The following is an 11,911-nucleotide window of genomic DNA, read 5'->3' on the forward strand; positions in this document are numbered from 1 at the left end:
TCTCCATTTTTTCTTCCCCGTTTTGCTATGCAACAACAATTTTATATGCCAATGCGTGCAGAAAGTATTAAATTGTCTACCAAATTTGTTCTTACAAAATCTTTACTTACGAAGGATAGCTATCTAACCCTGCATATATATCAATACAGGCCTTCGATATGTCCCTCCTCATCCAGCCTTATGCGCCATGCCGCCGGCTCTTCAGGCAGCCCTGGCATCGTAACTACTTTCCCGGTCAGAACGACAATAAATCCTGCGCCGGCCGACCAGCGAATATCTTGCACCTCAATTGTGAACTGTTCTGGCGCTCCAAGTTCAGCAGGTCGGTCTGTAAACGAGTATGGTGTCTTCGCCATGCAGACAGGAAGGTCACGCACGCCAAGCCGCTCTAATTCCTGCAGTGCTCGCCTCGCAGCTGGGCGATAATTGACTCCAGCTCCGCGGTAGATTCGCGTAACGATCGTCTCAATTTTTTCTGTAATCGGCATGTCATCAGGATAAAGCAACTGGAACGTATCCGCTGCCGATCCGTCAGCCAGCTCCGCCACTTCCTGCGCCAACTCGCGGCAGCCTTCGCCGCCATGTTCCCAGGCATCTGAGATAATCGCCTTCACACCAAGCTCTGCACAGAGATCCGCAACCTGCGCCAGCTCTGCCTCTGTATCTGCCGCAAAGCGGTTAATCGCAACGATTACCGGTACACCGAAGGTACGCATGTTTTCCACATGGCGACGTAAGTTACTGAATCCGTTATGTATCGCCTCAGCATTCTCCGTCAGGAGTTCCTGCTTCGGTACACCGCCATTGTATTTTAACGCACGTACGGTCGCGACAATGACTGTAGCTGCGGGATGCAAATTTCCCATACGACACTTAATGTCCATGAATTTTTCCGCGCCCAGATCTGCACCAAATCCTGCTTCCGTTACGACGTAATCCGCCAGCTTGAGAGCATGGCGAGTCGCCCGTATGCTGCTGCATCCGTGGGCGATATTCGCAAACGGCCCGCCGTGAACGAACACCGGGTCGCCTTCAATCGTCTGTACCAGGTTCGGATGAATTGCATCTTTAAGCAGGGCACACATCGCGTCCACCGCCCGAAGCTCACCCGCCGTCACTGGCCGCTTGTCCATGTCGTATGCCACGACGATTCGGCTGAGCCTCTCTCTTAAATCATCCATATCTTCAGCTAGACACAGCACTGCCATTACTTCTGAAGCCGTCGAAATAAGGAAGCCATCTTCGCGCACAGTGCCGTTGTTATCGCCGATGCCAATGACAATCTGACGCAGGGGTCGATCATTCATATCAAGCGCCCGTTTCCATACAATGCGAGCCGGGTCAAGACGCAACTCGTTTCCTTGGAAAATGTGGTTATCTATGAGTGCCGCGAGCAGATTATGTGCTGATGTAATCGCATGGATATCGCCCGTAAAGTGGAGATTAATGTCCTCAGCCGGCACAATCTGTGCTTTACCACTGCCTGTCGCTCCGCCTTTCATTCCCATGCATGGTCCGAGCGATGGCTCACGCAGTGCGGCTGCGGCTTTTCTTCCAATCCGATTCAAACCTTGCGTGAGTCCAATCGTTGTGAGCGTCTTGCCCTCCCCTGCTGGCGTTGGATTCATCGCGGTAACGAGGATAAGCTTTCCGTCTGGCCGCTGTGAGATGGATTCCCATACATCCTCGGATAATTTTGCTTTCCACTTTCCGTAAAGTTCAAGCTGATCCATATCCAGCCCTAGCTTTGCTGCAACTTCTGTAATTGGTTTCATAGATGCCTTCATACCTCTCCTGTTTAATTCACTATTCAAAATGTTAACATGAATCCACAAGCTCTCAAAAATACTGCTCCATATACATCCGGTCGTTCTCTATCTCTTACGCTATTCCTCCTATATTATAAAAAAAATCCCCCCAAGATAGTTAACCTTCTTGAGGCGATTTTAGTACAGGCTCATTTTTCAAAAGAGGGTACAGATTAGTAATTAAGCTAATTTACTTACCCTAGTGAACCTTGCCAGTGCTTCAGCCAGTTACCGTTCGTACTCCACGAATGTTTTTCCGCCATTAAAGTAGCGGGTTCTCGTGTTTTGCTTTCAGAATCGACCAGCGCCGCTCCACTTCTTTCTCAAATTCACCAAGCATATCTTTATTTTCATCCTTAAGCAAATGTCTTGATTTGCCCATATATTTCAGCCAGTCGGCGAGCGGAATCCGTTTCTTCTTCGCATCAGGATCATACGTGATATTCGTTTCTCCCTGCTCCACTTCATACAGAGGGAAGAAGCATGAATTCACAGCCGCACGGACGATATTTTCCCCATCCTTGTCGCTCGATTTCCAGTTCAGCGGGCATGTGATCAGCAGCTTGCCGTAGACGGTACCTACATTTTGGGCGTACCACTGCGCTTTTGCCGCCTTTTTCACAAGATCCTGCGGGAATGCTTCTGTCCCTGTAAATACATACGGAATATGCGCCGCTGCCATCATTTGCACCGTATCTTTGTGATGGAATGGTTTGCCCTGCTGCTGTTTGCCAACGCCGGAGGTGCTGGTCATGTGGCCTAAAGGCGTTGAGTACGAAAGCTGTGCTCCCGTGTTCATATAGCCTTCATTGTCGTATTCCAGAATGATCAGGTTATGGCCCCGTAGCGCCGTCCCGATTGCCGAACCCATTCCGATGTCCATACCGCCGTCCCCAGTCACCATGACAAAAGTGAAATCCTCGGGAACTTCGATTTCTCCGCGGCGTTTCTTCTCGAGGAATGCCTCTACTGTACCGGATAAAGTAGCCGGTCCGTTCTGGAACAAGTTATGAATGAAGCTCTGTTTATGCGAGTTATACGGATAACCCGTTGTGGTGATATAAGCGCAACCAGTATGGAATAAAGTAACGACATTGCCTTCAATCCCTTTGAAAAAGAGCTCCAGTGCCGGGAAAATACCGCAGCCCGGGCAGGCTCCATGACCCGAAGCAAACCGTTTCGGTTTGGCGGCAAGTGCCCGCATCGGCGGCACTCTAACAGCCAGCTTGTTTGTCGCCTCATCCACCTTTACGGTGATCAGACCGGATTTAAAGCTGTCCCCGTTCATCGGCGCAATGACCGGCTGCAGCTTTTTCACCTCATCTCCTGGTGTTTGGCCGTAATAATCAAACGGCACCTTCGCATAGCCCAGCTCCATTGCCTCGATCGCCAAGGCAAAGAAAGCTTCCGCGTCATCCGCGTAATAATCCTTCCCGCCAAGGCCAAATATACGGGAAAGCACAATCGGCTGCGGTCCGCGTAGATCCTGTAAGGCCGATTTGACCTCATGCGTCAGATTGGCGCCGTTCGCACCATAAGAATCGGCACGTTCACCCACAAGCAGCGCTTTGACACCTGTCAGCGCTTCGCGGATTTCTTTTGCCGGGAACGGACGGATAATATTCGGGCTGATCACGCCCGCTTTAATCCCTTTTGCGCGCAGCCGGTCTACGACGTCTTTAGACGATTCAGCCGCCGAATTGAGCAGGAATAAAGCTACTTCCGCATCTTCCATGCGATACAGATCTAGCGGCGAATAGGATCTTCCGGACAATGCAGCATACTCCTCCGCCACTTCCTTGAATACCTCGCCCGCACGGTACATCGCGTTTGACTGCTGATAGTGGTTGTTGATCAAATCGTCGCCGTTCATATAAGCCCCAACAACGATCGGATTGTTCTCGTCCAGCACATGCGGGAATGCTGGCGCCTGCTCCCCTACAAACTCCTGCACGGTTTCTCGGTTCGTGAATATTTGTACCCGGCGTTTTTGGTGCGATGTGAAAAAGCCGTCATAAGCCACGATAACCGGCAGACGTACGTCTTCATGTTCAGCAATACGCAGTGCCATGATATTGAGGTCATATACTGCTTGCGGCGAACGGGCCGTCAGTATTACCCAGCCAGTGTTCAGGCCGTAATAAAGATCTGAATGGTCCCCGCGAATATCCAATGGGCCGCTGACCGCACGCGTTACCAGGTTCATGACCATAGGAAAACGAGTACCCGCCTGTACGGGAAGCTGTTCAATCATATATAGGAAACCGTTCGCGCTAGTGGCGTTAAATACCCGTGCTCCGGCAGCAGCTGCACCGTAACAGATCCCGGCAGAGCCGTGTTCACCATCAGCTGGAATCAGTTTGATATCGTGTTCGCCGCGCGTACGCATCATGTCAAGATATTGAGCGATTTCCGTAGACGGCGTAATCGGGAAATAACCCATTATATGATAGTTGATCTGGGCAGCAGCCATAGCTGCCATTTCGTTGCCTGATTCAAAGACCGCTGTCTGAGCGGCCGGCATCTTTTTCTCCGTTGTTTCTGTCATTTGCATGTTCATGATTTGACTCCCTCCGCAGTTATATAGGGGAATGATTGCGGCACCCGGTGCTGCTGCGCATAATGCGACTCTTCCAACATGGCAGACAAAGCGCTCGTCGGACAAGCTTCCACACATTTTAGGCAGCCTTTGCAGTACTGATAATCGATGCCTTTCATAAACATCTGCAGGTTGCCGCGTTTATCCGGTTTCTGTTCCCATACGATGCAGAAGTCCGGACATACCGTATCGCAGGCGGCACAGTTAATACAGTCCTCCTGCTTGTATTCCGGCAAATAACCTTGCCGGGAGCTGCTAAGATCCTTCAGTACGCTGTTTGCTGTAACCTTCAGTATTCCGCCCCGCTCCTGCGTTTCATATCCGAGGATGGGCTGTGGTCTTACGAAGGCCGCCTGGTCCATAAGCTCTGTGCCATTTTCTAAAGAAAGGAACTGGACTTCGTTATATCCTCTATCAAAAGTACGCAAATTCGCTTCCACGAAATGTGGGAGCTTTTTCTCAAACGTTTTACGGATAACCTGCCGCATATCGTCCGGGTTAAGGAAACTGCAAATCCGGAACAAGGCACCAAGCATCGCCGTATTGACTTTCGTTTTTTCCTCAACGGCAATTCTTAGCGCATCGATCGCGGCCAGCGTACCTTGCGTCATGTTCAGATCTGCGGCTACTTCGGAAAGTTCTCGCGCTGTGTTCACAAGCACCGTTCCATTAGGCCTTAATCCGCTTATCACATCAACTGTTTTATATAATGCTTCATGAAATACGCCGACTACATGCGGCTGCTCAATGGGACTGTGATCACGGATTTCGACTTCTGGATCACAGAATCTTACGAAACTCTTTACCGGTGAACCTTTTTTCTCCGAACCATAGCTAGAAAAATTGGAACCGTTCAGACCAGAGCCAGTCACTCCAGCTTCGGCCAACATTTTTCCGGCCAGGTTGGCACCAAGCCCGCCGATGGATTCAAGACGGATCTCATAAAATCCCAGTTCATTTTTTTGAGGTAAAATCGACATCTTCTCTCCTCATTTCTTCTAGGGTCAATGATACCAGTTTAAAAGAAGAGACGAACGTGGGTTGTGATTTTACTCACAACCTCAAAAATAGTGATTCCAATCACCCATACGGCTTTAAGGGCGGGGTATACTGACTTCTGACAGTCCAATTGAAGGGCAAACTTATACTGAATCAAACGATAAAGAATGACATGAAAACAGGAGGAAAGATAATGAAAAACAACGTGACAGAGCAGACCTTAAACCATCAGCCGTCCATGTTCTGCTTTCAATGCCAAGAGGCATCCAAAGGAAATGGCTGCACCCTTATCGGGGTATGCGGCAAACCGCATGATGTGGCAAACCTGCAGGATTTGCTGATTTATCTGCTGAAAGGTATCTCTTATCTCAGTCTGGATGTAAGGCTGCCAGAAGTGCTTGAACAGCGTATATCGCTGTTTATCATGGACTCCTTGTTTACAACGATTACGAACGCTAACTTTGACCGCGATGTTTTTGTAGGAAAAATAAGAGAAGCGATTGCGCTCCGCGGCGAGGTGCGAGGCTATTATAATGAACAATATCCGGACCGAGCTGCGAGTCTCCCGGATGCTGCTGTGTGGGAAGCGGATAACGAGGCTGCTTTTGATGAAAAAGCACGTACGGTTGGTGTCCTCTCCACACGTAACGAAGACATCCGCTCGCTGCGCGAATTGATTACATACGGCCTCAAGGGGATGGCTGCGTATACGTATCATGCGCTTCACCTGGAGAAGGATGACAACGAACTGAACCGATTTATGCGCCGGGCGCTTGCAGCTACGCTTGACGATAGCCTAGAAGTACAGGATCTCATAGCTTTGACGATGGAAACTGGGAAATACGGTGTAAACGCAATGGCGATGCTTGACGAAGCAAACACTTCCGTGTACGGAAATCCGGAGATAACGAAGGTAAATATTGGGGTTAGAAACCGTCCCGGCATACTCATCAGCGGTCATGATCTGAAGGATTTAGAAGAACTGCTGAAGCAGACGGAAGGAACCGGCGTGGACGTGTATACGCACAGTGAAATGCTCCCTGCTCACTATTATCCAGCGTTCAAGAAATATGAGCATTTTGTAGGTAATTACGGAAATGCCTGGTGGAAGCAGACTAGCGAATTTGCAGCCTTTAACGGACCGATTCTCATGACAACCAACTGTATCGTTCCGCCGAAGGATAGTTATAAGGACCGTATTTATACAACGGGCAACACCGGATTTCCGGGCGTCCGTCATATTCCAGAAGGAACGGATGGCGCTCCAAAGGATTTCTCTGCGCTGATCGAACAAGCAAAAGAATGCCCAGCTCCAACAGAACTTGAAACAGGCGAGATCATTGGCGGCTTCGCTCATGCTGCTGTGATGAACGTGGCCGATCAAATCGTCGATGCTGTGAAAACTGGCGCGATCCGCCGATTCTTCGTCATGGCCGGCTGTGACGGGCGGATGAAGTCCCGCAATTATTACACCGATTTTGCAGCCGAGCTTCCGAAAGATACGGTCATCCTGACCGCAGGCTGTGCCAAATACAAATACAATAAGCTGGATCTAGGCGATATCGGCGGTATTCCGCGGGTTCTGGACGCTGGGCAATGCAATGATTCTTACTCCCTGGTCGTTATTGCTTTGAAACTGAAGGAAGTATTCGAACTTGAGGATATCAATGAATTGCCGATTTCCTACAACATTGCTTGGTATGAGCAAAAAGCAGTTATCGTGCTGCTTGCCCTGCTTTATCTTGGCGTCAAAAATATTCATCTCGGCCCTACGCTTCCTGCATTCCTGTCGCCTAACGTTGCCAAAGTACTCGTAGAGAACTTTGGAATCGGCGGTATTACTAATGTAGAAGATGACATGAAAATGTTCCTAGGTGCCTAATAAATAACCCGTATTTGTTTGCTAAACGAACACAAAAAAAGAAGACTCACAGGACCTAAACTGTACCCTACAGAGTAGACACTTTGAAAAGAGTCTATCCTGTGGGGGACAGTTTAACCATCCTGTTGTCTTCTTTTTTTATACTTAAAGTCAGTGAATTCACATTTCACTTACAGTTAAGAGATCCAAGACAATTGTTAGTTCATCTACTCTTGAATACTCTATAATGAAAGTTATTTATTATTATAATGTACTACGCCGTAGTTCATAAAAATACTGAACAATGGGATGCTTTAACTTTATCTTCTCGGACATGTTTAGAATTCGTTTCTTCCCAACTCGTCTGTCGATTAATGCTAATACATTCAATAAGATATCATTGCTTTCTAGGTTATCCTCTATGGAAGTAGATAAGTACTTTGTTGCTACAACGACAAAATTAGATTTAGTTAAGGTTGCTTGGGCTGTCAAAAGCTCCTTAGCAAGTAAAGTTATTTTCTTCTTTCTTGCAATTACGATTAAACGATCCTCCGGAACGGTTCCCTTCGTATCTTGTCTGACCTCTTCAATCTCTTCATTGCTAATCGGGACTTCAATAGTTGAATCACTCTTAATTTCCTGTTCTGTCTGATACCATCTGATCGTGTTATTTGGATCACTCATGTTGAGTACATTCTTCTTATCAACGGAAATATAACAATTCCCTGATTTACCAAGTAAATAATGATAACTTGTTGCACGGTATTCGACTCTTCCAACTAACGCAGGACAGAGAAAACTCTCCAGTTCTTTCTTCAATTTACTCCAGGACATGTATCCTCCTATTTCTTAAAGCCTAAACTACCTATTTTTGCGGTTGCCCGGCTTTCTATGCTTTCTTTTCGTATGATGAGACATTCATTAACTTAAAACACTTTGTATCATCCATTCAGGCCTTCCCCCGATTCTATCATAACTTTATTTAATTTTCAGCACGTTCCTCTATGCATAGAAAAAAGACTGCCGATAAGTACCATCGACAGTCCGTGTGAGAGAATCTACTTCCCTCTTCAACTTAAATTTACATAGGACTAAAGCAACCAAAGGTATGATGAAATCGATTCAACTAACCCCAATATTGCGCTGCAATACGTTGTCCTTGATTAATTTTCGCCCACTGTTCATCTTCCGTGAGTTCATTACCGCCATCACAGGACGCAAAACCGCATTGGTGAGAAAGTAATAAACGATCCTTATCAATGATTTTCGATGCTTCATCAAGCATTCTGACTACACGAGCCTCATCGTCAAGCGTATTGGTTTTGGAAGACAACAATCCAAGTACAATTTCTGTTTCAGGCTTATCTTTGAAAACGGCAAGTGCCTCAAGTGAGCCTGCACGTTCATCATCCCATTCAAGGAAAAAGCGATCGTATTTCAGCTGCTTCAAGAACAGATTCGCAATCTTGGCATAGGAGCCGCCGCCCATATTACGGGAATCATAGTTACCACGGCAGTTATGTGTCCACATTTTGAGACCTAAGCTATGGCCATAATCAATGATTGTGTTGTTAATGTCAATAAATTCGGTAGCAAGAGCCTGCACTTCCTCTTGATCGATATTCTCGCCCGTATAAGGAGAGTTCGGGTTATCATCTGCAAATAGCTCCCATAGGCAATCGTCGAATTGCAGAATTTTTCCTCCTACAGCGGCAAAATCCTCTACAAATTCCTTATAAGCCTTAACGAGACCATCTTTAAGCTCATGTCGATCTTTATATACGGCTTCCGCGCCGCCAATGTTATCTGACCAAGATAATTCCCCAAAAATATGGGATGGAGATGGTACGCACAGCTTCGTTTCATGGTCACCCGCAGCGGCTTGTAGTTCTTTATACACTTGAATGAAATGATGGTTTTTACCGCTTAATTCGCCTGTAATACGTAGTCCAATATCTTTCCGAGTCTCATATTTTGAAGCTCCATCCGTATCTCTGAAAAAGTATCCATGATCCGCGATATAGCGGCTAACTCCCTCAAAGCCCCAGACAAAATCCAAATGCCACATCGATTTGGAATACTCTCCATCGGTAAGAATGGATACACCATTTTTAATTTCTTTATCGACTACAGATTTAATTGCATCCGTTTCACACTGCTCATATCCCTCGAAATCTTGGTAAAAGGGATAAGTGATATCATCACGGTGTTCAATCTCATGTTTATATTCTAATAAGTCCGACGGACGCAGCAAGCTACCTACGATTTGAAATCTATTGCACATTTACATTTCCTCCTTGTTTGTACATCTCGTTATGTATTGTTTTGATTCTAGCATGGAGGAATACGATCCACATAACACTTAAAAGTAATACCTGGTTATAGCTAAAAGCTATAACCAGCAACTAAGCTTACCCTATAGTTATTATCGTTTTCTTAAAGGGTGAGTCATATAGACGAATTGTTTTGTTCCACAGAAATGCTGTATACTCAGGAAAAATATAGGATGGGAGGAACACAAATGAAAGATATCATTGTAGAACTTAAGAAAATGTCTCAAAAAAAGGGATTCGAAAATAAAGACGATTTTCAACAACTGCTGGAAAAATGTAAGGATATAGAGTTAACAAGTACAGATGTTGATTTTTTAACAGAACTATATTTTCCAGCCAAAAATTTGTATATTCGTAACACCATATTGAAGGCACTTGTATTTTGTGAGGATATCAATTTAAAAGATTTTTTTCTCAAAGCTTTTAAAAAAGAGCGTTATCTAGATATGAGATTGACTGCAATTCGAGGATATGCAAAGTATGCTACTGAGAACGAAGTCGAGAAACTGATGTCTAAATTCACAGAAATTCTCATGAAGCGCCCTGAAAGCACACCATTTAACTATCAAGAATATGAGCTGCTTCGTTCTGCTTTTGGTTTACCCTATTTAGTAGATAAATATGGATATGATTGTTTTATTCAGGCGTATGAACAGGAAGAAAAACAATATCATGCCATGCCAGATGCTTTTAAGGGACATTTTACACTAAATGAAAGAGGAGATATTGTCCAGCTTCGATCCTTAGCAGAAACCAAGAGAATGCTTGATGGATTTAAGAGCAGCGTAGACTAATATTTGCTCAAGAGGGTGTTCTATTGTAAATAAGCGAAATACGCTGAGTATGATCGGTGCATTTTTCTATTCATAAAAAAGACTGCCGATACATACATCGACAGTCTGAGTGAGAGAAGCTACTTTCCTCTTTAACTTAGTTACATATTACTTGCCCAAATTCCTGAGCAGTACATTGTCCTTGTTTAATCTTCGCCCATCGTACATCTTCTGAGAGTTCATTACCGGTATCACTCCATATGGTTTGCTTCAAAATGATCAAGCAATGCACGTACTTCATCTGTAGATTTCGTGTTCATCAATTGATTTCTGAGTTCGCCTGCACCACGGAATCCTTTGACATATATTTTGAAGAAACGATGAAGCGCTGAAACGGAACGAGGCAATTCTTCTATATATTGATCATGCAGATCAAGCTGCAATCTTAGGAGATCCAGGTGTTCCTTACTGCTATGCTCTTTCGGTTCTTTCTCAAAAGCAAACGGATTTTTAAAAATACCGCGCCCAATCATCACGCCATCGACACCATATTTTGTGGCAAGCTCCAGCCCCATTTGACGGTCAAGAATATCACCATTGATTGTAAGTAAGGTGTTTGGCGCTATTTGGTCACGTAATTCCTTAATCTCCGGAATGAGCTCCCAGTGCGCATCGACCTGACTCATTTCATCTCTTGTACGTAAATGGATGGAAAGGTTCGCGATGTCTTGTTTTAGAATATGAGTTAACCACTCTCTCCACTCATCTACTTCCTTAAAGCCAAGGCGTGTTTTCACACTTACTGGCAGGCCGCCCGCTTTTGCCGCCTCTATAAGTTCTGCCGCAAGATCTGGGCGAAGAATGAGGCCGCTGCCTTTCCCTCTTTGTGCGACATTCGGAACAGGACAGCCCATATTAATATCAATCCCTTTAAAGCCCATCTCCGCTAAGCCAATACTCATTCGCCGGAAATTCTCAGGTTGATCCCCCCAAATATGGGCAACTAATGGCTGTTCATCCTCCGTAAACATTAAGCGTCCGCGAACACTCTTCAATCCTTCTGGATGACAGTAACTCTCTGCGTTTGTGAATTCAGTAAAAAACACATCAGGTCTGCCTGCTTTAGCTACAACATGTCGGAATACCACATCCGTTACATCTTCCATTGGAGCTAGTACGAAAAAAGGTTTAGGTAAGTCATTCCAAAAATTTTCTGACATATTTAAATTTCATATCCTTTCATTAAAGGTACATCTCAGATGCTGAATTAATATTAATAACGAAAATAGTTCAATTTCTTTCACACATATTCAATAGAATACACCATCTGTCCCCAATAAGAACTAGCATCTATTTGGACTTTCGAGTAAATGTTTTAAATCATTTTTACAGTATACCCTAGCTTTATTCATTTATCATCAACAAGGTCCTCTTCGAAAAATAGAAGCAAATCTTGAATTTCTCTCATCTCTTATCCGTTTTTTTAATACAAAAGAGCCCTTCCCAGGACTCTTCATTCGTTACATTTTTGAGTTGTA

Annotated in this window: 8 protein-coding genes; 2 read left to right on the forward strand and 6 right to left on the reverse strand. The window is 45.3% G+C overall.

Features of this window, described 5'->3' with window-relative positions; genetic code table 11:
* Positions 1-140: 140 nt before the first annotated feature.
* From PV403_RS17550 to PV403_RS17560, 3 genes are all read right to left on the reverse strand, one after another.
* Positions 141-1,775, reverse strand: a complete 1,635-nt coding sequence (locus PV403_RS17550; RefSeq protein ID WP_332085449.1) for a formate--tetrahydrofolate ligase — start codon at positions 1,773-1,775, stop codon at positions 141-143.
* Between the two features lie 295 nt (positions 1,776-2,070).
* A complete protein-coding gene (locus tag PV403_RS17555) occupies positions 2,071-4,368 on the reverse strand; it encodes a thiamine pyrophosphate-dependent enzyme (RefSeq protein WP_213535427.1) in 2,298 nt (765 codons plus the stop codon).
* Positions 4,365-5,387 carry a 2-oxoacid:acceptor oxidoreductase family protein gene (locus PV403_RS17560; protein WP_332085450.1) on the reverse strand — a complete coding sequence of 341 codons (1,023 nt, stop codon included), beginning with the start codon at positions 5,385-5,387 and terminating at the stop codon, positions 4,365-4,367. Before PV403_RS17560 ends, PV403_RS17555 begins: the two co-directional genes overlap by 4 nt.
* A gap of 212 nt (positions 5,388-5,599) precedes the next feature.
* Here PV403_RS17560 and hcp point away from each other — a divergent pair, with 212 nt between their 5' ends.
* Positions 5,600-7,288 carry a hydroxylamine reductase gene (gene hcp, locus PV403_RS17565; RefSeq protein WP_332085452.1) on the forward strand — a complete coding sequence of 563 codons (1,689 nt, stop codon included), beginning with the start codon at positions 5,600-5,602 and terminating at the stop codon, positions 7,286-7,288.
* Between the two features lie 243 nt (positions 7,289-7,531).
* On the opposite strand, the gene PV403_RS17570 is transcribed toward hcp, so the two are convergent.
* The gene (locus PV403_RS17570) at positions 7,532-8,101 is read right to left on the reverse strand and encodes an SF0329 family protein (protein WP_332085453.1); all 570 of its coding nucleotides are present in this window, start codon (positions 8,099-8,101) and stop codon (positions 7,532-7,534) included.
* Positions 8,102-8,393: 292 nt separating this feature from the next.
* Positions 8,394-9,551 (reverse strand): cobalamin-independent methionine synthase II family protein, encoded by a 1,158-nt coding sequence (locus PV403_RS17575; RefSeq protein ID WP_332085454.1) that lies wholly within the window; start codon positions 9,549-9,551, stop codon positions 8,394-8,396.
* Between the two features lie 237 nt (positions 9,552-9,788).
* Here PV403_RS17575 and PV403_RS17580 point away from each other — a divergent pair, with 237 nt between their 5' ends.
* Entirely contained in the window at positions 9,789-10,394 is a 606-nt protein-coding gene (locus tag PV403_RS17580; RefSeq protein ID WP_332085455.1) for a hypothetical protein, read from the forward strand.
* Positions 10,395-10,624: 230 nt separating this feature from the next.
* Here the strand turns inward: PV403_RS17580 and PV403_RS17585 are convergent, their stop codons facing one another.
* Positions 10,625-11,593 (reverse strand): tRNA dihydrouridine synthase, encoded by a 969-nt coding sequence (locus PV403_RS17585; RefSeq protein WP_332085456.1) that lies wholly within the window; start codon positions 11,591-11,593, stop codon positions 10,625-10,627.
* Between the last annotated feature and the right edge of the window lie 318 nt (positions 11,594-11,911).

The sequence above is a fragment of the Paenibacillus sp. GYB006 genome (assembly GCF_036577645.1).
In the GTDB taxonomy this organism is placed as follows: domain Bacteria; phylum Bacillota; class Bacilli; order Paenibacillales; family Paenibacillaceae; genus Paenibacillus.